Consider the following 26,347-nt stretch of genomic DNA (forward strand, 5'->3'; position numbering starts at 1 on the left):
CTCTATTGAACGACTAAAACCAAATCCATATTTCTAACTTGCTTACCTGCACTCATTAAAACCTCCTGAACCACACAGTCCTGATCAGCTTTAATGGCAAGCTCCATCTTCATCGCTTCAATGGTAAATAAAGTATCGCCTTTCTTGACAGACTGACCCAGTTTCACAGGTACTGTACTGATCATGCCCGGCATCGAAGCGCCGATATGCTTCGGATTTGTCGGGTCAGCTTTCGGATGAGCCGTCACTTCTTTTTGGCTTGCCTGTTTAATCTGCACCAGACGTAACTGACCATTCAGCTCTACAAACAGATCAATCACACCATCTTTGGCTTCTGAACGGCCCAACAGCTTTATTTCCAGTGTCTTGCCGCGTTCAAGCTCAATTTCGACAGGACTTTGCTCTTTTAAACCATAAAAGAAGGCTGAAGATGGAATGCTTGATACCGTGCCATATTTCAGTTTGTGTTTCATAAAGTCGATAAAGACTTTTGGATACATCAAATATGACGCCAGTTCCTGTTCAGTTAGTGTTTTACCAAACATATTTTCAAGCATTACTTTCTCACCCACCAGATCGACTGGTGGCATCACTGCTCCAGGACGATCACTTAACGGGGCTGCACCTTTTAATACCTTGTGCTGTAACTCTTTTGGAAAACCATGTGCCGGTGTGCCTAGCTCCCCTTTAAACAGTGAAACCACCGATTCAGGGAAATCAATCTCAAGTTTCGGGTTTTTAATATCTTCTGAATTCAGGTGATTCGACACCATATATAAAGCCATGTCACCCACCACTTTAGAGGTTGGAGTAACTTTCACAATGTCCCCAAACAATAAGTTGACTTGTGCATAGGCATCGGAAACTTCAGACCAGCGTTCTTCAATGCCTAGAGAGCGAGCCTGTTCACGTAAATTGGTATATTGTCCACCCGGCATTTCATGGTGATAGACATCGGCTGTACCCGCACGCATATCTGCCTCGAACGGTGCGTAGATATGGCGGACACCTTCCCAGTAAGTAGAAAGCTGCTGCAGGTTGTTAGGGTTGAGTCCTGTATCACGATCGGTATTTTGTAAGGCTGCAACCACCGAGCCCATGCTCGGTTGTGAAGTGAGTCCACTCATGGCATCCATGGCGGTATCGACTGCATCTACACCCGCATCAATGGCAGACAAAATGCTGGCCGCGGCAATACCACTGGTGTCATGTGTGTGAAAATGAATTGGCAATCCGGTTTCTTCTTTCAATGCCTTGATGAGTTCACGGGCTGCGGCTGGCTTACAAATACCGGCCATATCCTTAATGGCAAGGATGTTAGCCCCCGCTTTTTGCAGTTGCTTTGCCATATCGACATAGTAGTTAAGGTTATATCTGCGGTTGTGGTCAAAGATATCACTGGTATAGCAGATTGCTGTTTCACACAGCATGCCTGACTCTCGAACTGCATCAATGGCAACCCGCATGTTATCGACTGCATTGAGCGAATCAAATACACGGAACAGGTCAACCCCACCTTGTGCAGCCTGTGCAATAAAGTGACGAACGACATTATCTGGATAGTTGGTATAACCCACTGCGTTGGATGAGCGAAGCAGCATTTGAAATAGAATATTCGGCACCGCTTCACGAAGTTGAGCCAGACGCTCCCACGGATCTTCTTTTAAAAAACGCATCGACACATCAAAGGTTGCCCCGCCCCAACACTCTAGTGAAAACAGCTCACTGGCCATACGGGAATAATAAGGTGCAATCGCCAGCATATCTGCGGTACGCATTCGTGTTGCAAATAAGGACTGGTGGGCATCACGCATGGTGGTATCAGTGACCAATACACGCTTTTGATCAAGCATCCAGTTTGAGAAACCCTCTGCACCCAGTAATTTAAACTGGTCTCGGGTTCCACTCGGAAGAGACTGGTTTAAGTTAAATGTCGGTAACTGTGCCAGAGCTGGTACAGTTTCAGGAAGTGAACGCCCTTTAAGTTCAGGTTGTCCATTGACGGTAATGTCCCCTAAAAACTCTAGTAACTTAGTCGCACGGTCCTGCTTAGGTTTAAGGTTAAATAATTCAGGCGTGGTATCAATAAATCGGGTGGTACAAGTACCTTGTGTAAATAAAGGATGGGTTACCACATTTTCTAGAAATGCCAGATTATTTGAGACACCGCGGATACGGAACTCCTGTAACGCTCGCAGCATACGAGCATTGGCTTCATCACCACTTGCACCACGAACCGTGACTTTAGCGAGTAAAGAATCATAATATGGCGTAATGACTGCACCGGTATAAGCTGTACCACTGTCTACCCGCACCCCAAAACCGGTTGCACTACGAAATGCGGTCAGGCGCCCATAGTCGGGCATAAAGCCATTTTTAGGATCTTCGGTGGTGAGTCGGCATTGCAGTGCGTGGCCTAATAGTTTGATCTGCTCTTGTGGTGGAATAAAACTGCTGCCATCGCCGACCGCAGCGCCTTCGGTCACCCGAATTTGTGCCTTAACAATATCAATGCCAGTAATTTCCTCAGTAACCGTATGTTCAACCTGAATGCGCGGATTAACTTCAATAAAGTAGAAGTCCTCTGTTTCGGCATCCATTAAGAACTCAACCGTACCCGCATGGGTGTAATCTACTGCGCGGGCCAGTCTTAAAGCAGCGTCACAGATTTTACTGCGCTGTATTTCAGACAAATAAGGTGCGGGTGCACGCTCAACCACCTTCTGGTTGCGTCGTTGTACGGTACAATCCCGTTCAAACAGATGCACGATATTGCCATGGGTATCACCCAAGATCTGTACTTCGACATGGCGGGCATGGCGAATCAGTTTCTCTAGATAGACTTCGTCATTGCCAAATGCAGATTTGGCTTCACGACGTGCAACCGTAATTGCATCTTCGAGTTCACTTTCATTTTCAACCACACGCATACCACGGCCACCACCACCCCAGCTCGCTTTGAGCATAAGTGGATAACCCACTTCAGCGGCCAGTAACTGACAGTCTTCAATACGTTCCGGTAGTGCCGATGTAGCAGGAACAACAGGCACACATGCAACTATTGCAACATTACGTGCCATTACCTTGTTGCCTAACTGACGCATCACTTCCGGTTTTGGACCGATAAAACGGATTCCTGCTTGGCTACAGGCCTCGGCAAACTCAGGGTTTTCGGACAAGAAACCATAGCCCGGATGAATCGCATCTACCCCAGCCTCAAGTGCAATACGGATAATATCTTCAATATCCAGATAGGCCGCGATTGGCTTTTTGCCAGCACCTACCCGATAAGCTTCATCCGACTTGAAGCGATGCAGGGCAAATTTATCTTCTTCTGCATAAATTGCAACCGTGCGGATACCCATTTCTGTAGCGGCACGCATCACTCGAATTGCGATTTCACCACGGTTGGCAACTAAGATTTTACGTATTGGTTTCATCTTTTTAACACTTTTAAATTACTCTCAAGCATTCTTGTCAGGTCTTTTTGAGAGTGTAGTTAATAGAAGTAGATTGATCAGTTAAGGCGCAACTCTTAGAAGTTATAAACAAGCATCACATTTAAGAGCTTGTTCCACTTACCATCATCGCCCGCTGCAAGTGAGCTACCCGTACCACCCACAAATGGATCGTTTTTACTCATTAAATATTCGGTATATAAAGAAATATTTTTGTAGTCCCATGCCACACCCACAATGTTGCGCTGTGAGTCGTCAAAACCCTGTTCTTTCTTGTTGAAACCACTAAACACAACATAAGGCGTGACGTTGAGTGAGTCTCGTACATTCTTAAAGGTATAACTGGTATCTACCGTGTAGAAATAACCCTTATTGGCAATATCGTATTCGCCATCAAACGAGCCAAAAGTAGAGCTTGTAGGGCTTACAGTATCTTTGTTGCTAATCGACTGCCTTCCGCCTGTAAGTACCACATTCAGGTTTTTATAGTTAATTCGGTTAAACACAGCCCATGTGTTTCGATTTCCATCTGCAGATGTCTTTTTATTTTCAATATCTGAATACCAGTAGCTTCCCCCAACTGATACTTTTAAATCATCTGTACTTAAAAATTTAAGGTCTTGATCAACACGAACCATCCACATATTTTTTTCATTGAGGTTAGTTTTAAGTGGATCAGATGAAGTGACTACATTGGCGGTATAGCGTGCAGAATCTTTACTTGTCCCGTGGTAGTTACCACCGTCAGTTGCGAAATATGCGAGATCAACTTTGGTAGCGGTTGGCATCTCAAAGTGATAGTTCACCCCTAAATCTAAAGCGTCTTGCAGACCAATGGTATTGTTAATACCCGCATAGAAACTAGTGTCCCAATAACGGCCCGGACCAAAAGGAATGGGTTGTAAACCGACCGTAATATTATCGGTCGCATTTAAACGGTAACCTGCATAGGCCTGTACCAAAGTCGAGAAATCACAAAATTTATCGTATTGATAGCAGCGGTATTGGACCTTACCAAACCAGTCTGGTGACTCATAAGCCACATTTAAAATTGCTGCGTCGAACTTAATTTTCTGATCAGAAGCAGATTCGCCGTAGTGTTTATCTTGATAGTTGGCTCGTAAAGTTCCAGAAACTGTGACTGCCCCTAGTTCAGTTTTTGGGTCACCGAAAGTTACACCAGCAAAAACAGGTGTAGACATACCGACTACAAACAAACCCATTCCCACTTTTTTGATATAGACATTATTCATTTACATTTCCTTATTTAAATGAATTTTTGGATAAAACGATCCCTTCAAAAACTTTTTTGTTTTCGAATTAAAAGTTAACGTGTTTTTTTAAACTCCCTTGGCCCCTAAGAACCAAGGTTTACAGAAGTTTTAAGACTCAGACACATCAATCCAGATGGTCTTTAATTCTGTGTATTGGTCATGTGCCCAAATCGATTTATCTCGGCCACCAAAACCAGACTCTTTATAGCCGCCAAACGGTGTCGTAATGTCACCTTCACCAAAACAGTTCACAGTCACTACCCCAGCACGAATAGCACGTGAAAGCTTGATCGCATTGCGTAAGTTACTGGTATAGACCGAACCTGCAAGGCCATAAACTGAATCATTGGCAAGTGCGATGGCTTCATCAATTGTATTAAACGTGGTCACTGACAAAATTGGACCAAACACCTCTTCTTTAAATAATGTATCTGTCGCCTTAATGCCATCTACTACGGTTGGCTGAACAAAAATATCTTGTTCAGTGTTGCCACCAAAAACGATGCTTTGTTTTTCAGCTTTTGCCTGATCGATATAAGACTTCACTTTTTCGTAGTGTGATTTGCTGACCATTGAACCTAGTTTATTGTTCGGATCAAGTGGGTTACCCATTTTCCAGTCATTTAGATGAACACCGATTAAACCTAATAGTTCATCTTTAACATCAGAATGCACAATTAAACGTGAAGATGCAGAACAGTTTTCGCCCATGTTCCAAAAAGCGCCATTCACGATATGCTGTGCAACTTGATCTAAATCGTCGACATCATTCATCACAACAGCAGGGTTTTTCCCACCACACTCAAGAACAACACGTTTTAGATTCGATTCGGCAGCATATTGTAAAAATAGACGGCCTGTTTCAGTTGAGCCAGTAAAACTCACCATAGTGACATCCATATGTCTACCTAGTGGCTCACCGACTTCACGTCCACCACCCGGTAGAATATTGAATACACCAGCTGGAATGCCAGCCTCGGCAGCCAACTCAGCAACACGCAGCGCAGTTAAAGTCGTTTCCTTAGCGGGTTTAATCACCACCGAACAGCCTGCCGCTAAAGACGGCGCAATTTTCCAAGCCAGCATCAGCAATGGGAAATTCCAAGGTAAAACAAGCCCAACTACACCAATCGCTTCGCGCACCACAAGCGACAAAGTATCTGAACCTACAGGTGCTGTATTGTCATAAATCTTGTCGATCAGTTCCGCATGCCAACGAATGGTATGAATCATTTCTGGCACATCAGTTAACTGGCATTCACTGACTGGCTTACCACTGTCTAGACTTTCCATAACAGCCAGTTCAACTGTATTTTTCTCTAGAAGATCGGCAAATTTAAGTAAAACGTGTTTACGTTCATTCGGAGACAAACGATGCCAGCGACCATCCTCAAATGCTGCTTTAGCTTTAGCAACCGCAAGGTCCACATCTTGGCTGTTACATGCAGTAATTTCTGCAAGTAACTCACCTGTTGCAGGGTTGGTCGTTTTAAACGTTTTGCCTGAAACAGATGCCTGAAACTGACCATCAATAAAGGCTAAAGTCTGAAACGATAAGTTTTGGGCAATCGTTGCATATTCCGATGCAGTCAGAAGCTCAGACATTAAACGCCTCCTGTAATGGCCGCAACGTCACGTTTAAGCTCTTCTACAATCACTTTGAAAGCTTGTTTCTTTTCTGCATCCATATCTTGTAACGGCGCACGAACACTGCCTGCTTTTAGGCCATTAAGTTCACAGCCATATTTAATGCACTGAATGAAATGACCAGTTTCGAGGAAATCCATTAATGGCATCATTGCAGCCATAATGCGGCGGCCTTTGTCGAAGTCTTTCTCAATCACACAAGCTTCATATAAGGCAATGTGTTCACGAGGTACAAAGTTTGAACCTGCACAAACCCAACTACGTGCGCCCCATGCAAAGAACTCAAGCGCCTGATCATCCCAACCGCAAGAAATTTCAAAAAATGGATAGTTACGCGCCAGCATATGTAACTGGTTCATATCGCCAGAACTTTCTTTAATACCGACAAAGTTCTTTGATTCGGCAAATACAGTGTCAAAAAACTCTTTACCCATGCTTACGCCCATACGAGCAGGATAGTTATAGAACATGATTGGTAAGCCTGCTGCTTTATCAATTGTTAAAGCATGAGCTGCAACTTCTTTTTCAGTTGGCAATGCATAAGGCGGAATAGTCACTAAAATACTATCGGCTTTAATTTCTTTAGCCACTTTTGCATATTCAACTGAATCTTCGGTACGAATTGCGCCTGTACCCACCATCAATGAAGTACGTGAACCAATAACATCTTTCGCATATTTAGCAAGGTCATAACGTTCTTCGGCAGTATGTGCGTAATATTCACCAGTTGTTGCAGCCACAATAATCCCGTGTACTTTTGCATCAATTAAATATTCTAAAACTTCTGCAAAAGCAGCTTTATCAATTGAACCGTCAGCAGCTAAAGGTGTGATTGCTGGTGTATAAATGCCTTCAAAAAATGTCATGATATTTTCTCCGTTTTAAAGTGTGTTGAGAGTTGCCATCATCAATTTGAGAACTTGGGATCATGGCAACTCGATCCATTGTTAATTTTTCAAAGAAGTTGCTTGTTCCAAACTCAACCCTTTGGTTTCTGGTGCCGTCATAATCGAAACAATCAAACCAAGTAGGGTGACACCTGCTGCTACAAACATCGTGTTGCCAATACCAATCGTGTCTAATGACATCGGAACCAGCCATGTACCCACCGCTGCGCCGATTCGAGAAAATGAAGTTGCCATACCAACACCAATCGCACGCATTTCTGTTGGAAAGAGTTCATTTGGATAAACCAATTCCAAGACTTGTGCCCCACCAATTAATACGGCGTATGCACAGAACAAAACCAAGACCAGCATTTGTGAACCATCAGCAAATGCACCCAGACCTAGCAATGCCAAACCTGACCATAAGAAACTGTGAATGATTAATTTACGACGACCCATCACATTGATCAGTTTGGTTGCAATGGCACAGCCCACCACGAACATTAAAGTAATTGCCACTGAACCATATTCAGCCCATGAGCCTTTAAGATTCATTGCCTCTAAAACACGAGGTGCAAAGGAATACACGGCAAACACAGGAATCACCGCACACATCCAAAACATCGAGCAGAAAAATACGCGTTTGCCATAGCCCGAAGCCAAGATTTGACTAAGAGATAAATTTTTAACTTCTTTCTGAACAGGCACATTAGCAAGTGAAAAAGATGGTCCGTATACTTGTTTAATAATGGCTTCCGCTTCAGCATTACGACCTTTACTAATGAGCCAGCGTGGTGATTCTGGTGTACCTATTCGGATTAAAATTAAAATCAGACCAATCACGGCAGGACTCGCAAATACCCAACGCCAAGCCTCGTTAAGATCCATCTTTAAAATCATATTGCCGAAGAGATAAGCTAGCATCGCACCAAAAAACCACATGATTGTAAGCATTGCTAAACGAGGGCCACGTGCTTTGGTCGGTAGAAACTCAGTCAGTAATGACCCGCCTGCGGCATATTCAAAACCGACTGCGATCCCGATCATGAAACGACATAAAAATAATACCCATCCGGAATCAGCCCAAAGCTGAGCTACAGAACATAAAACAAATAAAGTTGGGGCAATGAAATACAGTTTCTTGCGCCCTATCAAGTCACTTAGCCAACCACCTAGAAAGCCGCCAAGAAACATGCCGAACAGAGCGGATGCCGCAATCATGCCTTGCCAAAAATTGGTTAACTGTAATTGCGCAGCGGCCTGCATTAATGCAACTCCGATAATACTTAGAACATAGCCATCCAGTAGCCAACCACCACCTGTACGAATACTCAATAACTGATGAAATCCATTTACGGGCACATCATCAATTGACATATGATTCGTTGCCATTTTTATCTCCAATACTCGTCCACCGAAGTGGATGTGTTTCCTACACATTTAAGAAATTTAAGGTTGAATAGCCCCTGCGAAACTGAAAACTCAATTTCGCCACCTTCGCTGTTTAAAGCTGTTTACCTAATTAATTTGATTTAAAACCTATAAACCTAATGCCACTTACATCACTCTTCTAACCCTGCTTTTCTTTGCCCCCACCACAAGGTTGCATTGACACCAATGGATAAGAATGGCTCAGGCGGAACTTTGTTTGGACCTGAAGTTTCCAAAAGAAAATCAATCAAGTCGCTACGCTGGCCTGCAATCCAGTCAGCTAATAAAGTACCTGTGACTGTTCCGCGGGTAATTCCTAGACCGTTACAACACAAAGCACCATAAACATTTGGAGCAAGCTGACCAAAGAAGCCTTTATGGTTTTGCGACAATGCGAGTGAACCACTCCACGTATATTCAAATTTAACGTCTGGCAACATCGGAAAACGGTTATCAAAAGAACGCTGATGTTTATAAATAAAACGCTCTAGACAATGCGGTTTCGGTTTTCCATTTGGGTTAAAACTAAAACTGTTGCGCATTAAAATACGGTTGTCATGGGTACGACGAACAGTACTACCAAACGGGTCAGATGGAATCACACCCCAGAAATCCTTACCGCCTAATTCAGCTTGCTCACTTGGCGTTAAGGGACGAGTCATACTTGCATATAAAAAGACTGGCAACATGGTGCGTTTTAACTGTGAAAAACCAAAACGTTGCCCAAAAGCATTGTTCGCCAAAATCAACTTATCCGCAGTGATTTGACCAAGGTCGTGCTTCAATACCACTTTATCGCCGTATTCAACTTCAGTGATTGCTGTATTTTCATATAGCGTCACATTCGACGGTAAACTGTCTGCTAAACCTTTGACTAACGCTGATGGTTGAAGCAGCATTGTTCCTGGTGTGAACAGTGCTTTTTTATAAAATGATGTTCCAATATGACTCGGTAATTCTGAACCATGAATGACTTGGTATTCTTGCCCGAGTTTGTCTAAGCCACGTTGATAAGCTTCCAAAACCTTGATACCACGGTCTTCTACAGCACCTTGATATTTACCGCTTGGACGCATGTGACAATCGATTGCGTGTTTATTGACTAAGCCATGCAAAATAGATTGCCCCAACAAATTGAGCTTCAGAGTAGTTTTGGCAATATCAATATCACCGATATAGTCTTCGGCACCAATATCATGTGGAAGATCAATTGCAAAACCCGCATTTCGACCAGCCGTACCAAAACCAACTTCTTGCGCTTCAATCAAGATGACTTCATCATTTGGAAAATTAAGTGCCAATTGACGTGCTGCCGCCAAGCCCGTATACCCTGCACCAATGACTGCCCAGCGCGCTGTACTTTTACCTCTATGGCTTGGTTTAACCATTCGTTTTGGGCTCAAGTGATACCATGCACATCGCTGGTCATCGGCAGGTAAGGCTGTAACTTTAGTCATTTCAAAAACTCCATTTATATTTTCCACTCACCTACTTTTCCTGTAAGTGAAAGTATTATTTGTAAAAGGTTTTGCCTTTAATTAATAAGTAAGTGGAACATCAATACCTTCCGGAACAACATATTCAGTCATTCGACGGCGAGATAAATCCATGTGCACGCGGATCAGCTCACCGGCTTCACCTGCGTTGTGACGCTCTATGGCATCAATAATCTGGTCATGTTGAATAACCGCTGTATCAAGATCTTCTTGCATATCTGATGAAGTCGGCTGGCGATAGAAAATCTTGCCCAACCGAGCATGATCAATCAGCAAACGCTCTAAACTCGGCATCAGATATGCGTTTTGGGAAATCTTTCCTATTTCCAAATGAAACTGGTTGTTATAGTAAACACGGCCTTCCAAATCATTTTCATCAATGGCTTTACGAAATTGCATCTGGATTTCTTTTAACTGCTTAATATCAATTGAACTAGCATTAATTGCTGCCAATTGTGTCGTAGCGATATAAACTAATGGCGCAGCTAAAAAGAAATTACGTAGTGATTGATGGCTCATCGAAGAAACACGAGCAGCACGATTTGCTTCAAGCTCAAGGTAACCTTCGGCGGCCATTTGGCGGATGAGTTCACGAACGGGTGATCTGGAAATTCCAAATTCTTCGCTTAGGGATATTTCATCTACAATAGCGCCCGGTGCCAATTCCATACTAATAATGCGGCGTTTTAATGTTTCGGCTAATCGTATTTTCTTATCCATGTTAACCACTCCATCCATAAGCCTGAGCTCGGTTCCTACCTTTATGGGAAATGTCTACAATTTGTATAATTCTCCATTTCTCAAATAATACAATGTGTCTACAATCCAAAAAGATAAAGAAAAGGACAGAAAATATAATGGATTTACCTAAATGAATTTTTTTAGAGTTACCATAACTCCGACGAATTAGAATTCCCCCATTGCCCAAAGCGTGCTAACATCCAAATTCTGACAATTACCAATGTCAAAATAATTTCTAGAGGAAACAAGATGTTAAAAACTAAAAAAATCAACATCGTACAAGAATTTGATGCACCCGTAGACAAAGTCTTTGCAACCTTAAGTGAGCATGAAAACCTAAGCAAACTTTTCGCTCCTGCTAAAGTGACTCGCATTAGCAACGGAAAGGATGCACGCAATGGTGTTGGCTCTGCGCGCAAAATGTCTATTCCATTGACCCCTTCGTTTGTAGAAACAAATTTAGTCTATAAAGAAAATGAACTGATCGAATATGCAATTACCAGTGGCATTAGCCCAATTAAAGCTCACCGTGGTGTCATGAAATTTACTGACTTGGGAAATAATCGGAGTCGTTTAGATTACACGATTAGCTTTAAAGGCCGCGTGCCCTTCATTGGTCTTATTATCAAAAAAGCTTTAGAAAATTGCGTGAGCCGTGGACTTAAAAAACTTAAGTTTTAATCGCCGCATCTAAAAGAAAAAGCCCAGTTACGGGCTTTTTTTAAGATTTAAGTTGAATGCTCAGATAGCATAAATAAAAAGTAATCTAGTAATTTATCCCGTTCATCTACGCTATTGGCACTTAATAACTGAACCATTGCTCCATCAATTGCAAATAGAAACATGTGTGCGTCTTTTATTGAGGCGGTAGTTTTGACAGTAAGAAGTAGCTTATAAATCTCATTGATAAACCAGTTTCTATAATCAACAACCACCCGGTACGCCATTGCATAGCACTTTTCAATTTCAAAAATTGCTTTAAATGGCAAACGGTAAAACCCTTCTAAATTGGCATGTAAAAAGTAAATTTGCTTGAGTTTATCGAACACCATAAGTTCGCTGTATGAATTGATAATTGAAAGGACTTTTACTTTGAGCGCATCCGTTTGAAAGGTTAAACACATCTCGATGAGTCGTGCTTTTGAATGAAAGATGTTATAGAAAGTCGCTTTGGGAATTTTGGCCTCAGCAATAATTCGGTCAACCCCCACCGTGTTAAACCCATCTTGAGTAAATAAATCTTTTGCCGTGTGCAGCACTCGTAGTGCTCTAAATGAAGATTCCAAATTGTTCATATATACCGCTTAAAATAATTTTTTGTTGTATGTAAAAAGAGATAGAAATGCCGTCACTCTTAAAATGAGTGCTAAAAACAGGCATGCAAAAACGACACAATAAAGTTGTGCTCGCCTATCTCGGGTTTATTGTTGCTATGATTTTTGAGTCGTAATGATCTAAGGTTGTAGAAAACTTAGAGTCGATTAAACCAATTTATAGACTGTTTAAACGGTATAAATAGAGAGATTTTGGCATAGGCCAATAAATGAGAAGAATTAGTACGCATAGCGGACTCCTAGATGAAATAGAAGTTCTACCTAATCACTGTCAAATGATTATGGTGGCAGAACGAAGGCGGGTTGACAGACCAGTCATCTAGGAACTGGCACGCACAAGGCGTCCCTCCTCCGTCCTACCGCTACGAAGGGGGACGAACGAGTTCAACACCAAAAAATTACTTTTTTGATGTTCTAGATGATAGCGGCCTGTCAAAGCCGACTGGCGATGTAGGCCAGCATGCAAAGGATAGTATTCACTATTGTTGGCGTCAAGCGTGGGAAATGACAATCGTATTAAAGTAGAGCGGTTGGGGAAATAAAAAATAGGTAAGTCAATCATCACTAAAATTTAACTTACCCTAATCTTACTAATTTTAGAAAAATATTTTATAAGGCTTTTGAATATATAAAATTAAATTTTTTATGGTTCAACCATTTCACCACTATAAAAAACTCTATTGGAATTATTCGTTAAACTTAAAGTCATTATTAAGTGATCTTGATCTAATTCATTAAACTTAGAAACCTCTATTGTTCTTCCATTATCACACTCATATAAAGCATATACTGACAAATCCTTATCTATAAGTTTAGAGTATCTAGTTTGTCCTTCTAAGGAATTTTTAGTATAGGTACAAGTTCCAGAAGTATTTAATTCTGGTCTATTAGCATTTTTAAAATCCATATTAAAAGAGACTCCTTTTTCATCAATGAAACGGATATCTAATTTTAAGTGTGAAGGACCTAAAGTTGTTAAATTAGGTGAGCTGAGGTTTGTCGAATTACTTTCATATGTCTCCTCCTCTAATACCTTTGGTTTCTCTTCTTCAGATGAAATATCAATATCCTTCGTATAAGAAGCACTACTCTCAGCTTGATAATCAATATTATTTATAGGGTTATTAAATTTATTCTCATCTTGATATCCGCTATCAGCTTCACTGTAGGCTGGTTGCTCAACATAGCTTTTGGGAGAATTCAATAAATAAATTATAATTCCTACACATATAAAAATAATTAAAATTAAAAAATAAATAATTGATTTACTATTTCTTTTTTTAGGTTCTGTATAAACAGTATTTAAATTTTTCTCATAGGAATTCGATTTTGAAAATTTATTCTTTAGCGCATCAAAACTTAGACCAATTGTTCCTAGAACTGTTATAGCTGCCATAACAATTAAAGGAGCAATAACTGAGCCTAAAACAAAAACACCTACTGTCCCCATAAAACTATGAGGTTCTATGATTGAATAAGCAACATAGTAAGGCAATAACAAAGCTAGAATATAAATACACCAAACAAAAAAATATCCGAATATTAGTAATAATGCCTGCACAAATAAGCTCCACCCAAGAATCTATCCCAGTGTAATATATTAAGCTGTTATTTGTTAATATTAAGGCTATTTAAATAATCTATCTTATCTATAACCACATACACTTAACCTTATTTTTTTCTACTTAACATTAAAAGTACTTCAATCTTTTTTGATATTATTTTCAGCTGTAATCTTAAAATTAATTTTAACTAGAGCTAACTAAGCAAGAATCAAATAATCCTTCCAATAAATTACCCACTAATCCATCAACTTTTTACGGCGATACAACCCACAATTCCCAGAAAATAGCGCTGCCAACAAACAAGTAATAATCGCATAAGTGGCAACATTCATTCCAAATAGCTCAATCGCTAAAATAATAGATGTTAATGGTGCTTTACTCGCCCCTGAAAACAAACTGACTAACCCTAAGCCTGCAAGCAATGAAATTGGTAAGTTTAAAGCTGCCCCTAAAGCATTCCCTAATGTCGCCCCTACATAAAAGAGTGGCGTAATTTCACCACCTTTAAAACCTGAACCTAAAGTGATGGCGGTAAAAACGGTCTTGTTAAAAAAGTCATAAAACTCAATCGGTACATAAAAAGATGAAATGATTTTATCTGTACCCAAACCGTTGTATTGCTGATGCGCGGTGAACAAAGTAAGTAGCATAATCACAATACCGCCGACCATGGTTCTTAATGGCAAATAGCGAATATATTTATAAAAGACGTCACTCGCAAAATGAATGGCGGCAATAAAGAAACGTGCAGCTAAACCAAAGATCAACCCTGCCGCAATCAGGCTCATGAGCGTGCCAAAATGAATCGCTGGAAACTCACTAATCACATAAAAGATATGTGGATGAACAATATCGAATAGTTCAGGAATGGTCGAAGCAATCAGCGCCGACACAAAACATGGAAAAATAGCTGAATATCTTAAATTACCTAAAGCTGTAATTTCTAAACCATAGATCGCGCCCGCCAAAGGCAAGCCAAACACCCCTGCAAAACCAGCACCAATACTGGCGATTAAACAAATTTTTCGGTTATCTTCCGAGATTTTTAATATATGGCTCAGATGGTCAATTAAAGCACCCGAAAGCTGAACTGCTGGCGCCTCACGTCCTGCTGAACCACCAAACAACTGCGTTAAAATTGAGGTGATAAAAATGATAGGACTCATTCGTTTTGGAATAAACGACTTAGGCTGGTGAATTTCATCAATCAGTAAATGAGTTCCCCGTTCAATCGGCGATCCATATTTTTTAATGAGGTAACCAATACCAAAACCCACAAAAGGCAAAAAGTAGATAAGCCAGTGATGTAGGCTTCTGACTTTGTTTGAAATATCAAAGGCAACAAAAATTAAGGTCGAGGCTAGCCCTGCTACGACTCCAATCACAATTGAGATGACGAGCCAATAGACACTGTATTTTAGAATTTGATCATATTCAGATGAAGGTAGAATTTTCATTCGCTTTCTTCAATTCGCCTTTGAGTGGATGCCAAATTCTCAAATTATTTTTATGCTGCCAGCTCATTAAGTGAGAAATGCTTAAACTGGGCTAAAAATTAAAGCCCGCATATGCGAGCTTTCAATACAGTGATTAATTTTTGGTATCACTAAACTGTGACAAATATCTCATAATTGGCGCTATTTTTCAAGTTGAAAATAGTTAACGAGTACTGTGAAAAACAACTCACTAAGTGAATAAATAAGCATTGGCTTTGACCCAATCAAACTAATGCCTAATCGGGTCAAATCATTTAATGAAGTCTTAATTAATACTCGCAATCACGGTTTCCGCATGACAGGTCGCGCCTTTCTCCGTACTAAGCTGAATAACACCACTGCGATGCGCCAGTACCTGCACTTCCATTTTCATAGCTTCCATAATGGCAACCACTTGCCCTTCTGTCACTTGTTCACCATTTTCGACTTTCCAAGTGCTAATCACACCATTAATTGGAGCAAGTAAATGTTCGGCACGTACTTCTGGCTCGGCAGTCTGCGCTTGAACTGCGGTTGCTGGGCCTTGTGCAAACATGCCCGCAGGTAAACCTAAACGGTGTAACTTGCCATCAATTTCAATATAGCTCAGCAACATCGGTTGTTGATGGTTTGGAATGCCTCGTTTAGTTGGCTTTAACTCTTGTTTAAAGTCGTTTTCGATCCAGCGTGTATGGACATTAAATTCATCGGTAAAGTCAGGTTCATTAAGTACTGCACGGTGGAAATCTAAAACAGAAGCTACGCCTTCAATTTTAAATTGCTTTAATGCACGTTTGGCGCGAGCAATTGCAACTTCGCGGGTTGGACCAGTCACAATCAGTTTTGCCATGAGTGAGTCAAAGTGGCTAGACACTAAAGAGCCAGTCCGAACACCTGTATCAACCCGTACACCATGACCAAACGGCGCTTCAAATAAACTCAACACACCAAAGGCCGGAATAAAACCACGTGCTGGGTCTTCGGCATTAATACGAAACTCGATGGCATGACCTTGTGCTTTTGGGGTTTCTTTAATAGAAAGCTCACGGCCCTGTGCTACGCGAATTTGCTCAACCACCAAATCGACTTTTGAGGTTTCTTCGGTCACTGGGTGCTCGACTTGCAAACGGGTATTTACTTCTAAAAATGAAAGCTTGCCATCACGACTCAGTAAGTATTCAACTGTACCCGCTCCCACATAGTTTGCGGCCTGACAAATGTTTTTTGCCGAGGTTAAAATTTGCTGATAAATCTCATCGCTAATAAATGGCGCTGGTGCTTCTTCGACTAACTTTTGGTTACGGCGTTGCAATGAGCAATCACGTGTGCCAAGCACCACAATATTGCCGTGCTGGTCAGCAATGACTTGCGCTTCTACATGGCGCGGTTTATCAAGATATTGCTCGACAAAACATTCACCACGGCCAAAAGCAGCTTTTGCCTCTCGTACTGCCGACTCATAAAGCTCTTTGACTTCTTCGAGTTTCCACGCGACTTTTAAGCCGCGGCCACCACCACCAAATGCGGCTTTAATGGCAATCGGTAAACCAAACTGTTTAGCAAACGCTAAAGCTTCATCTGCATTGTTGAGTGGATCTTGCGTACCCTGAACCAACGGTGCACCAACCGAAGCTGCAATTTTACGTGCTTCGATTTTATCACCTAGTTTTTCAATGGCACTTGGTGATGGCCCGACCCATTTTAAGCCTGCATCAATCACAGCTTGGGCAAACTCAGCCCGTTCAGATAAAAAACCATAACCCGGATGAACCATGGTCGCTTTCGATTTTTTTGCAACTTCGATAATGGCTGGAATATTTAAATAGGTTTCACTGGCAGTCGCACCAGCCAAGCCCCATGCTTCATCTGCAAGTTCGACATGCATGCTGCCGATGTCATCATCTGCATATAACGCGACCGATAAAATGCCCATGTCACGGCAAGCATGAATAATACGAACGGCAATTTCACCACGGTTAGCAATCAATAATTTTTCTGTATTCATCATTCATTCTCAAAATCTGTAAATTCGGCAATTTTTTTAAATTTGATGCGGCAACCCGCCGGAATCTGTGCCACCAAGTCCCAATGGTGTTTAGCAACTGAGGCAATGACTGGATATCCGCCCGTTAAAGGGTGATCATTCATAAATAAAACGGGCTGGCCACTCGGTGGAATCTGCAAAGCACCAATGCATGTGCCTTCACTTTCTAGTTCATGGGTTATTTTGCGAGTCAAAGGCTGTGCACCTGAAAGTCTTAGCCCGACGCGGTTGCTTTCATTGGTCACGAGCCACTCTTGCTGACACAGTAGTTCAATACTGTCTTGTTCAAACCAGTCTGTGCGCGGCCCCATCACAATATCTAGCTCAACGACTTCGCCAGCTTTTGGCAAGTCGCTTTTGCCCACTTCATTTACGCTAATGTTGGCTGCTTTGACCTGCCCTTGATAAATAGTATCTCCAAGCTTTAAAGGCTCTGGGCCTAGCACTGCCAAGCTGTCAAACGAAGCACTATTGAGTACAGGTTCAACGTCTATACCACCACGAACTGCCAAATAGTTTCTTAAACCTGCGGTTGGTGGTTGAATTTGAAATTCATCGCCTACATCCAAATCAATCGGTTGATAGCTTGCAAAGTCTGCGGTTTGCCCGTCGGCAAATTTCACACGAATGTTTGAGATGGCCCCAGTCACCGCAATAACACCTGCATGCTGCATTTTGGCTTTTAAGCCACCATTTAAAACTTCAATGACGGGTGTATCGGTTAGATTACCCACAATACGGTTAGCACTATGCATGGCAGATAAATCCGTTGCACCAGCCACTCCAACCCCAATATTGGTCTGGTTTAAGCGCCCTTCATCTTGAATAAGCATTTGTAAACTTGGTGCAGTGATCGTAAATAACGGCACAGATTGTTTCGGCTCAACTGTACGCGTGATTTGCTGTGGTACATTTACAGTTGTTGGACGATGTGTGACATCTTCAAAATGTACGGTCATGCCCGGTAACAGCAATGCTGGATTTTTCCGCTCTAAATCCCACATTTTCTCTGTTGTTGTACCAATTAGCTGCCAGCCACCCGGACTGTCTTTTGGATAAATACCAGAGTATTTTCCAGCCAAGCCCAAAGAGCCTGACGGTATTTTTTTACGTGGAACCGTTAAGCGTGGAATATCGGTAAAAGGCTTATCGGGACTGCTCATATAAGCAAAGCCCGGCGCAAAACCAATAAAAGCCACATTCCACACGCTTTGGTGATGTTTTCTAATCACATCGGCAACAGACAACCCTTGTAACTCGGCAACCTGAGCAAGGTCTTCGCCATCGTAACGAATCGGCACAATCACTTCTTGGCTGCTACGCTCAAATCCAGAATCAATTTTGAGGCTTTGAATTGAAGCAACCAGCGTTTTAAAGTTGGTTTCAATCTCGTTAAAAAAAACCAAAATTGTTTTTGCAGCGGGGACTAAGTCTTTAATTCCATTCAATTGCGTATTTTGCAATTTATTGTACAACGCCAAAGTTTCCTCTAAGCTCGCAAGCTCAATTAGAAAACAATCGGCGTTTACCGATAAAAAACGCATTTGCTTATCCTTTTAATTCTTCTTTAGTCCAGTTAGCCAATCCAAGCGCGGTCAGGAATGTCGGTAATAAACATATGACCCGGTGCATGGCTAATCGCAAAAGGAATTTTCGAGTTCATTACAGCCGCTTGCGGTGTTACCCCACATGCCCAAAACACAGGGATTTCGCCCGCTTCAATGCGGGAAGCATCACCAAAGTCTGGCTTATTTACATCCGAAATTCCTAAGCTTTCAGGGTGACCAATATGCACAGGCGCACCATGCACGCTTGGCATACGTGAAGTAATTTTTACCGCTTCACTAATTTGATGCGATGGAATGGGTCGCATAGAAACGACCATGTTTCCTGAAATACGCCCTGCTGGTTCACACTTGATATTGCTTAGATACATCGGCACATTGGTGTCATCATGAATATGGCGAACTTCAATACCCGCTTCTTGCAAAGCGGTTTCAAACGAAAAACTACAGCCAATCAAGAAAGTCACCAAATCAGGATGAGCATTATAAATCTCGCTTGCATCAGTCACTTCATCGACCATTTCACCATCTTTCCAAATGCGATAACGTGGAAAGTCAGTTCGAATGTCTGAGTCTGCGGCCAGCTTAGTTGCGTAGATGCCTTCTTCGAGCACATCAAGTACTGGGCAGCTTTGCGGATTACGATGTGCGTATAGTAAAAAGTCGTATGCCCACTCTTTTGGCACCGAAATCATGTTGACCTGTGTCATACCCGCCGCCATGCCTGCTGTTGGTTTATCAAAACCAGCACGGATTTTTAAACGCGCATCTAACGCGGCTTCAAGTTGAGCTGGGTCGACTTTAATATCCTTATACATTGTGCTCATCCTTATGCTTTGTTTACAAATGGGCGAATTTCAATATTATTTTTTACAAGCTCAGCTTTAATGGCTACTGACATCTCTAGCGCACCGTCGGTGTCGCCATGTAAGCAAATGGTGTCGGCCTGAATTGGGGTAAATACGCCGTCAATTGACTCAACCCCACCATTTTTAAGCATAGACACCACACGGCTCGCAACAAATGCCGAGTCGTGTAAAACCGCACCTTCTAGACGGCGAGATACCAGTGAACCATCGCTGTTATAAGCACGGTCTGCAAATGCTTCAGACACAACTTTTAAACCAGCCGCACGTGCCTGCTCGACTAAGTTTGACCCAGCCAAAGCCACTAAAACCAGCTCAGGGTTATACATTTTAATGGCATCAATTACTGCTGCTGCCTGAACTTGATCATGTGCAATGGTGTTATAAAGTGCGCCATGCGGTTTAACGTATTGCACTTTTGAGCCTGCTACTTTAGCCAAGCCATCGAGTGCAGAAATTTGATAAAGCACATCGGCAATGAGTTCGTCACGCGACAAATCCATATTACGGCGGCCAAAGCCTACAAGGTCTGGATAAGACACGTGAGCGCCAATAGTCACACCCAGCTCAACAGCTTTACGAACCGTTTTTAAAATGCCGAGCGGGTCGCCAGCATGGAAGCCACAAGCAATATTGGCACTGGTCACGACAGGTAAGATCTGATCATCATTACCCATTTTCCATGAGCCAAAGCTTTCACCCAAATCACTATTTAAATCTACAAACATGGCATTATTCCTTTATCACTTCACGCAGTCTGGCTTAAAGCTTGGTCAAATAGTTAAACACTGTCGTAAACGACATATAGCCCATCCACCACGTCAACAGACATGTTAATCCACCCAAAATAAGCAACCATTTTGGATAGTTATAATTACCCATTAAATCTTTACGGCATGCAGCAACATACACAAAAATTGTAAGGCCAATTGGCAACACCAAACCGTTAAAACCACCTACAAAAATGAGTAGACCTGCTGGAGTCGCGCCCAATACCACATACAGCAATAAAGCCAATGCAATAAAGGTAATGGTCGTATAATTGGTTTGCTTTGGGGTTAGGTTCTTTTTAAACGCGGTAAAGAATGACACTGAAGTATATGCTGCGCCAATGGTGCTACTAATCCCTGCTGCCCAGAAAATTAAACCAAATAATTTAAAACCGAATGTACCTGCTGCATATTGGAATGCTTGAGCTGCCGGATTGGCATCATGGCTGGCTAAATCAATCGTTGCACCGCTCACCACCACACCTAAAAAAGCCAAGAACAGCACATAACGCATGATGCCGACCACAACAATACCCTTGGTCGCAGCTCTAGCAACTTCATCAATATTTTCAGGGCCAACCGCGCCTTTATCGAGTAAACGGTGTGCACCCGCGTAGCAGATATAGCCACCCACTGTACCGCCAACAATGGTAGTAATAATGGCAAAGTCGATTTGATCTGGAGCGAAGGTTTGATGTACAGCTTGCCCAACAGGAGGCATTACAATAACGGCAACAATAATAATCAGTAGGATTTTAAGTAATCCCAACACAATCATGCTTTTATCCATGGCAAGCGTTGCTTTTCTTGATGCAAAAATCAAAATAGCTAACGCACCACTTAAAATACCGCCCCACTTTGTGTCTAGGCCAAAAAGTGCATTTAAGCCTAAAGCTGCACCTGCAATGTTACCGACACTAAAGAAAAAACCACCCAAGATCACTAAAAATGCCAGTAAATATCCACTACCCGGTAATGCTTTATTGGCAATATCTGATGCACGCATTTGGGTCAGTGTGACCACTCGCCAAATATTTTGTTGAACCACATAATCAATCAGAATGGAAACTAAAATGGCAAAGCCGAATGCCGCACCTAGCTTGACTGTAAACACAGCAGTTTGGGTTAAAAATCCGGGCCCCATTGCAGAGGTCGCCATCATAAAGATAGAGGCTACAATGGCCCATTGGCGATCTGATAAAAAAGAAGATTTCAGTAAAGACATATTAATGCGTTCCTCATCCATTTGAGCTTAACAACGCTATTTTCAAGTTGAATCAAGAACACCATTTTTGTCCTAAACGATATTCTTTAATCCTTTAAAATGACAAAGATTCCCTGTTCCCCAATCAACACAATCGGTGATCAAATCTTGTAGCTAAAATAAAAACATAGCTCATCCTTACGGACAATAAGGCTTTTTACATTAAGTTAAAAATTTAAATGATTGATTTTAAATAGTTTAGTCTTTAGTAAAAAATCAAGATAAGCTCTACTTATTGAAGTTAATAAGCTGCCTTTATTGTTTTACATACAAAACAGCTTATTTTTTTATTTGCTCATTGAGTCTTTTCATAGCACATTCAGATACCTTAACTGCAACTTCGGTCAATTTCTCTTTTAAAGCCACATCGTTTCCTTGAATGTAAATCGAGGTGAAATGGAAGGTTTTTAATTGAATAGGCGTATTTAATATTTCTAGTCGCCCATCGGTAATTTCTTTTAACGCCGTTAAGGTCGGCACCACAGCAATACCTAAGCCCTGCTCGGCTAAACGCAATAGAGTCGCCAATGAATAACTGGTAATCGAAAGTGGTTCATCAATTCCCTGTTCTTTCATTCGGGCTTTTAATTCTTTATAGGGATAGGTAATTTTTGGATAAGTTAAAATGGTATGTGACATGAGCGTTTTAAAAGACATTTGAGCAATTCCGCCTTTAAATGACGGTGAAGCCAAGAAACTTAGTTCAAAGTCACACAAAGTCTGTTCAATACATTCAAAAGCTAAAGTTGGTCCAAGCAAGAATGCCATGTCTAAGTCGCCTGTCCGAACGCCTTCTTGTAAGTTAGGCGTAAGGTCTACCACAATCTCTACTGAAATTTTTGGGAACTCTTGTTGAACCTTTTCGATATATTCAACCAACCATGTATAAACAATAGTTTCGGAAACTCCCAAACGAATGGTGCCCGTCAGGTGCTGGTTTTCTGTCAGTTCTGCGACCAGATCTGTTTCTAGGCGCATAAATTTTTCGGCGTACTTAAATAAAGTTAAGCCTTTATGAGTCGGCTTAAACTGTCGATAGTTTCGATCTAAAACTTTAAAGCCCAATTCATTTTCAAGAGATGTGATTTTTTGAGAGACCGCAGGCTGGGTGGTTTGTAATTTAGTCGCAGCCTTATTGAAGCTATTTAAAGTCACAACCCAATAAAATGCTTCCAGATTCTTTAAATTCACGTGTCATCCTGTCTTAAAAAACTTCCCTACTTTTATAGTATGGGAGTTGTTAGCATGATTAGGCTACCCATTTATGCATTTTTATTTGAGTTTGGCCTATTTCACTCTCACAAAAATAATATCCAAATCTTTTTTAGGCACAAACTTGGTTTTGATCATTTGAAATTGAGTTGGGCTAATCTTTTTGACTGGTCCATCCCAACAAAATGACACTAGTTCATCTTTATCTCGCTCAATGGTGAGCTTAAAGTTTTCAATCGGCTTTGCCCAATTTGCACCCGTCGTCAAAATATAGCCCAAAGCACTAAACGGCGAATTTTCTGCACTGGCTTTTTTTAAGCCTTGCTTAAATTGTTTATCCATACAAAATTGCTGGTTATATTCATCTGGATAGAGCGCAACAGAACCACCAACCAACGGTTTATATTCATGGTAAATTTTAGTCAAACTATTGGCTTTAAAGGTTTGTTTCCAACTATAGATCACTTGAGATGACCAAGGAATTACATCATCTTTTTTAAAATTGGCTAAAACTTTCTGTATCTGTGGCTTATTACATTGTTTTAGCTTATCTACATAATATTCATAATCATAGGTATTACGTAGCCACGGGTTTAACATATCTTTTTCACTAAACCCACATTGCTTAAACTCTTCTGTGGTATCAATCAGAGGTGATTTTTCATCTTTTTGAATAAACGTTCGCACATGCATCTCTGGTTTTATATTTTTACCATCCACCACAATCTTAAAACTTTTCAAAAGATGTTCGGTATGGGCAAAATCAGACTCAAAAAAATTATTAATACGCGGTAGCGGAAATAAGATCGTTTCTGTTACGTCCTTATTGCTTAAATTTTTATAGGCGTAGTCGACCTTAACCAGTTTTTTACTGATAAATAGATCTTCGCTGTGCATGGCAATCTGCGAATTTTTGAGATATTGAATCCCACCTGTACCTACGTAACCCGTAGAATCATTGGCTAAACCATAGGTTGATAACTGAACCAAAACAGCAAAGGTTATTGCAAACTTTTTCATTTTAAGTGCTCTATATCATTTTCTAATTATGAAATGTCGATCTGCAATAAAGCATAACTGTTTAAGCGTAGATGTTGTTAATCTTTTAGTGATGACTCATATATCTCTATAAACTCTAATTTTTTAGTGAAAACTTAATTTCTGCCTCGTCATCTTTTTAGGCACACTAATTTTCCCAATAAAGTTGGTTAGCCATAAAATGCATTCGTCACGATATTCAAAATGAGGAATTAGACTAAGATCAATTTTTATATCTCTATCGGCTACAGGCAAACTCAGACAATATTCAAAGTCGATAGAATTATATTTTAACTTCAGATCTTTTTCTTCGGCCTGTTTTTTGATTTCCGCCATAATGCGGTTGAGATTAACAATCAAATTATTTGAAAATTGATTATTCTCATAGACACGTTCATAGACGTTCTCAGCAACGTCTATATATTTTATAAGCTCTGCGTTTTCATTCATTTCGTTCATGCTCTCTTTTTTTAAAGATTATGAACAGCTAAATGTTTCATTGCGTTACTTGGCACATTGCTTATGTGAAAAATGTATATTTTTCTTTACCAAAGAATATAACTAAAGTTTTGAAATTTAAAAATAATTAGTTAATCCAAGCATATTTGTATACATTTAACATTTTCTTATAAATAGCTTTAGGGAAAGTAATAAATCGTGTGATAACTATTTACAGGCAAAAAAAACCGCCCCAGAAGGCGGTCGCTGAGTTAAAACCAGCAGGTATATAGAAGCAAGGTGGACATTCGCTTCTATATTCTTTTACGAAGGAGTTTTATTAGTTTTAATAAAATCCTCAGATTTAAAATAATTGATAATCATGTCTGCATGCTCTTCTTTTGGAGCAGTAACAGTCACAGGAAATGACGCATCTTTCGACATCTTAAAACCTGGTGGTAAAAAGTGTGAAATCGGCGGTAATTTAGGTTTTCCACCTTCTGTGATTCGCTCAATAAAACCAGCTAACCATAGAAGATATTCCCCTTCATTTGCGAACTTTGGCATAACACTCAGATCAATTTGAACCTTGCACTCGCTTAACGGCTTGGTTAAGTTTTCTTCAAAGTCTATATAGTTGAATTTGAGCTTAAACTCTGTTCCTTTAATAGCTTTTCGAATCTGACTAATTAAACAGTTAAGGTTCTGAGTAATGTCATCAGTGAATAAGCTATCTTTTTTTATATTTTTATAAACCTTTTCGGCTACAGCTAGATACTTTGGCATTAACCTCTCTCCGTACTATTGTTATAAAGTGCTGATCTATGAATGTTTTATGACTTTGATTATGCTTAAAGATATGTAAGTAAAGGTAACCTTATTAGCTTGGTTTGTAAGTAGTTAGAGCTTTATGTAAAGTGCACCAAAAAAACACCGAAAAAAATTATGGTTTTGATAACTCCTCCACAAAATAAACGCTTGAATAGAGATACTTTGAAATATTTTCTTTCATATTGATTTTTACCATTTGGTAAAATTAATATGTTTTCATCTGCTTATCACGTCGGACTAAACCAAGAACAGCTCTACGTACTCTTATTTCATCTTCGGAAAAAGGGAGATGCACTGTAAGTTCGTAAATTGAGAGAGAATTATTTTCTATCAAGAAGCAGTCTTGCTCTGTCGTCCAATGAGAAGTGGTTGTGGGAGTTTGTTTAAGATAACGTTTCATATTTCCTAGCAGATCTGTTTGCACATATAAAAAGCCTGCCTTTGGGGCAAGCTTAGTTTAAATTTTGTGGTGATCATTATTATAGCAGTCTGTAGATAATATGTTCAGTTAATATTGTAGCTACCCTAACTAAATATTATAAAAAAAGCCCACGCTCTGTGGGCTTCCTCTCGGTTATTTTGCGGCATTCACACCAACAATAAACTGGCTACAATGAGATCCTTCAGATGCGTTACCTAATTGCTTTTCAGAGAATTTAAATTTAGAAGCAACTGACTCATAATCTTTTTTAAGGCTTTGGCCTGTGAGCTCACCGAACTCTTTCACTTGCTCTGGTTGCAAGAGGCCATGTTCAACTGCTTGGTTTACCATTACACATGCTGTGGTCATCGCGTCATAACGTGCGGCAGTTTTAGAGTAACCGAGAGCACCTATTACTCCACCCACAACCAAACCAATAATTACCGCTAAAATTACGTGCATTTTATTCATTTTTTAAATACCTAAAAATCGAACTTAAAAAGGAACACTTTAAGATGTTGTGTTCAAGTTCAATTAGGATAGTCGTATTTACATGATATAAGAAGTTAGAATCTGTCACATTTATTGAT

Annotated in this window: 22 protein-coding genes; 1 reads left to right on the forward strand and 21 read right to left on the reverse strand. The window is 40.7% G+C overall.

The annotated features are described in order from the left end of the window. Positions 1-2 precede the first annotated feature (2 nt). The 7 genes from SOI81_RS10845 to SOI81_RS10875 form a co-directional block, all read right to left on the reverse strand. Positions 3-3,440, reverse strand: coding sequence for a pyruvate carboxylase (locus SOI81_RS10845; RefSeq protein ID WP_320540698.1), 3,438 nt, complete (start codon positions 3,438-3,440; stop codon positions 3-5). Between the two features lie 95 nt (positions 3,441-3,535). Further along, the gene (locus SOI81_RS10850) at positions 3,536-4,711 is read right to left on the reverse strand and encodes a hypothetical protein (protein ID WP_239976446.1); all 1,176 of its coding nucleotides are present in this window, start codon (positions 4,709-4,711) and stop codon (positions 3,536-3,538) included. 129 nt (positions 4,712-4,840) lie between these two features. Further along, a complete protein-coding gene (locus SOI81_RS10855) occupies positions 4,841-6,337 on the reverse strand; it encodes an aldehyde dehydrogenase (protein WP_239976447.1) in 1,497 nt (498 codons plus the stop codon). Then, positions 6,337-7,245 (reverse strand): dihydrodipicolinate synthase family protein, encoded by a 909-nt coding sequence (locus SOI81_RS10860; RefSeq protein WP_320540699.1) that lies wholly within the window; start codon positions 7,243-7,245, stop codon positions 6,337-6,339. Before SOI81_RS10860 ends, SOI81_RS10855 begins: the two co-directional genes overlap by 1 nt. An 81-nt stretch (positions 7,246-7,326) precedes the next feature. Continuing rightward, the gene (locus tag SOI81_RS10865; RefSeq protein ID WP_239976449.1) at positions 7,327-8,658 is read right to left on the reverse strand and encodes an MFS transporter; all 1,332 of its coding nucleotides are present in this window, start codon (positions 8,656-8,658) and stop codon (positions 7,327-7,329) included. Positions 8,659-8,828: 170 nt separating this feature from the next. Next, a complete protein-coding gene (locus SOI81_RS10870) occupies positions 8,829-10,154 on the reverse strand; it encodes an FAD-binding oxidoreductase (protein WP_320540700.1) in 1,326 nt (441 codons plus the stop codon). An 81-nt stretch (positions 10,155-10,235) separates the two neighbouring features. Then, entirely contained in the window at positions 10,236-10,913 is a 678-nt protein-coding gene (locus SOI81_RS10875; protein WP_239969653.1) for a GntR family transcriptional regulator, read from the reverse strand. A 270-nt stretch (positions 10,914-11,183) separates the two neighbouring features. Between SOI81_RS10875 and SOI81_RS10880 the strand changes: the two genes are divergently transcribed. Next, positions 11,184-11,615 (forward strand): SRPBCC family protein, encoded by a 432-nt coding sequence (locus tag SOI81_RS10880; RefSeq protein WP_320540701.1) that lies wholly within the window; start codon positions 11,184-11,186, stop codon positions 11,613-11,615. Between the two features lie 47 nt (positions 11,616-11,662). Here SOI81_RS10880 and SOI81_RS10885 read toward each other — a convergent pair whose 3' ends face one another. The 14 genes from SOI81_RS10885 to SOI81_RS10950 all read right to left on the reverse strand — a co-directional run bounded on the left by SOI81_RS10885 (position 11,663) and on the right by SOI81_RS10950 (position 26,228). Further along, the gene (locus SOI81_RS10885; protein ID WP_320540702.1) at positions 11,663-12,229 is read right to left on the reverse strand and encodes a TetR/AcrR family transcriptional regulator; all 567 of its coding nucleotides are present in this window, start codon (positions 12,227-12,229) and stop codon (positions 11,663-11,665) included. Positions 12,230-12,911: 682 nt separating this feature from the next. Beyond that, a complete protein-coding gene (locus SOI81_RS10890) occupies positions 12,912-13,829 on the reverse strand; it encodes a hypothetical protein (protein ID WP_320540703.1) in 918 nt (305 codons plus the stop codon). 240 nt (positions 13,830-14,069) lie between these two features. Further along, complete coding sequence (locus SOI81_RS10895; protein ID WP_320540704.1) at positions 14,070-15,290, reverse strand: chloride channel protein; 1,221 nt, start codon at positions 15,288-15,290, stop codon at positions 14,070-14,072. A 304-nt stretch (positions 15,291-15,594) separates the two neighbouring features. Next, positions 15,595-17,313, reverse strand: a complete 1,719-nt coding sequence (gene bccA / locus SOI81_RS10900; RefSeq protein WP_320541582.1) for an acetyl/propionyl/methylcrotonyl-CoA carboxylase subunit alpha — start codon at positions 17,311-17,313, stop codon at positions 15,595-15,597. After that, positions 17,313-18,896, reverse strand: coding sequence for an urea amidolyase family protein (gene ybgK / locus SOI81_RS10905; protein WP_320540705.1), 1,584 nt, complete (start codon positions 18,894-18,896; stop codon positions 17,313-17,315). The genes bccA and ybgK overlap by 1 nt, the downstream gene beginning before the upstream one ends. 32 nt (positions 18,897-18,928) lie before the next feature. Then, the gene (locus SOI81_RS10910; RefSeq protein ID WP_320540706.1) at positions 18,929-19,744 is read right to left on the reverse strand and encodes a putative hydro-lyase; all 816 of its coding nucleotides are present in this window, start codon (positions 19,742-19,744) and stop codon (positions 18,929-18,931) included. A 2-nt stretch (positions 19,745-19,746) separates the two neighbouring features. Then, on the reverse strand, positions 19,747-20,511 hold the full coding sequence (locus SOI81_RS10915; RefSeq protein ID WP_320540707.1) for a 5-oxoprolinase subunit PxpA: 765 nt from the start codon (positions 20,509-20,511) through the stop codon (positions 19,747-19,749). 34 nt (positions 20,512-20,545) lie between these two features. Next, complete coding sequence (gene ycsG / locus SOI81_RS10920) at positions 20,546-21,799, reverse strand: NRAMP family divalent metal transporter (protein ID WP_224992589.1); 1,254 nt, start codon at positions 21,797-21,799, stop codon at positions 20,546-20,548. Between the two features lie 297 nt (positions 21,800-22,096). Beyond that, positions 22,097-23,008, reverse strand: a complete 912-nt coding sequence (gene mumR / locus SOI81_RS10925) for a LysR family transcriptional regulator MumR (protein WP_320540708.1) — start codon at positions 23,006-23,008, stop codon at positions 22,097-22,099. A gap of 96 nt (positions 23,009-23,104) precedes the next feature. Then, the gene (locus SOI81_RS10930; protein ID WP_320540709.1) at positions 23,105-24,049 is read right to left on the reverse strand and encodes a DUF4424 family protein; all 945 of its coding nucleotides are present in this window, start codon (positions 24,047-24,049) and stop codon (positions 23,105-23,107) included. Between the two features lie 123 nt (positions 24,050-24,172). Continuing rightward, positions 24,173-24,517 carry a hypothetical protein gene (locus SOI81_RS10935; protein WP_224992587.1) on the reverse strand — a complete coding sequence of 115 codons (345 nt, stop codon included), beginning with the start codon at positions 24,515-24,517 and terminating at the stop codon, positions 24,173-24,175. Positions 24,518-24,829: 312 nt separating this feature from the next. After that, the gene (locus SOI81_RS10940; RefSeq protein ID WP_224992586.1) at positions 24,830-25,291 is read right to left on the reverse strand and encodes a hypothetical protein; all 462 of its coding nucleotides are present in this window, start codon (positions 25,289-25,291) and stop codon (positions 24,830-24,832) included. Positions 25,292-25,541: 250 nt separating this feature from the next. Further along, on the reverse strand, positions 25,542-25,736 hold the full coding sequence (locus SOI81_RS10945; RefSeq protein WP_320137826.1) for a hypothetical protein: 195 nt from the start codon (positions 25,734-25,736) through the stop codon (positions 25,542-25,544). Between the two features lie 174 nt (positions 25,737-25,910). Next, the gene (locus SOI81_RS10950; RefSeq protein ID WP_016141505.1) at positions 25,911-26,228 is read right to left on the reverse strand and encodes a hypothetical protein; all 318 of its coding nucleotides are present in this window, start codon (positions 26,226-26,228) and stop codon (positions 25,911-25,913) included. Positions 26,229-26,347 lie beyond the last annotated feature (119 nt).

Origin of the sequence: Acinetobacter pittii (assembly GCF_034067285.1) — a bacterium.
Taxonomy (GTDB): Bacteria; Pseudomonadota; Gammaproteobacteria; order Pseudomonadales; family Moraxellaceae; genus Acinetobacter; species Acinetobacter pittii_E.

Bases quoted from the DNA above. Each gene is read 5' to 3' on its own strand.
- SOI81_RS10845 (WP_320540698.1), bottom strand. From the start codon at position 3,440: ATGAAACCAATACGTAAAATCTTAGTTGCCAACCGTGGTGAAATCGCA.
- SOI81_RS10850 (WP_239976446.1), bottom strand. From the start codon at position 4,711: ATGAATAATGTCTATATCAAAAAAGTGGGAATGGGTTTGTTTGTAGTC.
- SOI81_RS10855 (WP_239976447.1), bottom strand. From the start codon at position 6,337: ATGTCTGAGCTTCTGACTGCATCGGAATATGCAACGATTGCCCAAAAC.
- SOI81_RS10860 (WP_320540699.1), bottom strand. From the start codon at position 7,245: ATGACATTTTTTGAAGGCATTTATACACCAGCAATCACACCTTTAGCT.
- SOI81_RS10865 (WP_239976449.1), bottom strand. From the start codon at position 8,658: ATGGCAACGAATCATATGTCAATTGATGATGTGCCCGTAAATGGATTT.
- SOI81_RS10870 (WP_320540700.1), bottom strand. From the start codon at position 10,154: ATGACTAAAGTTACAGCCTTACCTGCCGATGACCAGCGATGTGCATGG.
- SOI81_RS10875 (WP_239969653.1), bottom strand. From the start codon at position 10,913: ATGGATAAGAAAATACGATTAGCCGAAACATTAAAACGCCGCATTATT.
- SOI81_RS10880 (WP_320540701.1), top strand. From the start codon at position 11,184: ATGTTAAAAACTAAAAAAATCAACATCGTACAAGAATTTGATGCACCC.
- SOI81_RS10885 (WP_320540702.1), bottom strand. From the start codon at position 12,229: ATGAACAATTTGGAATCTTCATTTAGAGCACTACGAGTGCTGCACACG.
- SOI81_RS10895 (WP_320540704.1), bottom strand. From the start codon at position 15,290: ATGAAAATTCTACCTTCATCTGAATATGATCAAATTCTAAAATACAGT.
- bccA (WP_320541582.1), bottom strand. From the start codon at position 17,313: ATGAATACAGAAAAATTATTGATTGCTAACCGTGGTGAAATTGCCGTT.
- ybgK (WP_320540705.1), bottom strand. From the start codon at position 18,896: ATGCGTTTTTTATCGGTAAACGCCGATTGTTTTCTAATTGAGCTTGCG.
- SOI81_RS10910 (WP_320540706.1), bottom strand. From the start codon at position 19,744: ATGAGCACAATGTATAAGGATATTAAAGTCGACCCAGCTCAACTTGAA.
- SOI81_RS10915 (WP_320540707.1), bottom strand. From the start codon at position 20,511: ATGTTTGTAGATTTAAATAGTGATTTGGGTGAAAGCTTTGGCTCATGG.
- ycsG (WP_224992589.1), bottom strand. From the start codon at position 21,799: ATGGATGAGGAACGCATTAATATGTCTTTACTGAAATCTTCTTTTTTA.
- SOI81_RS10930 (WP_320540709.1), bottom strand. From the start codon at position 24,049: ATGAAAAAGTTTGCAATAACCTTTGCTGTTTTGGTTCAGTTATCAACC.
- SOI81_RS10935 (WP_224992587.1), bottom strand. From the start codon at position 24,517: ATGAATGAAAACGCAGAGCTTATAAAATATATAGACGTTGCTGAGAAC.
- SOI81_RS10940 (WP_224992586.1), bottom strand. From the start codon at position 25,291: ATGCCAAAGTATCTAGCTGTAGCCGAAAAGGTTTATAAAAATATAAAA.
- SOI81_RS10945 (WP_320137826.1), bottom strand. From the start codon at position 25,736: ATGAAACGTTATCTTAAACAAACTCCCACAACCACTTCTCATTGGACG.
- SOI81_RS10950 (WP_016141505.1), bottom strand. From the start codon at position 26,228: ATGAATAAAATGCACGTAATTTTAGCGGTAATTATTGGTTTGGTTGTG.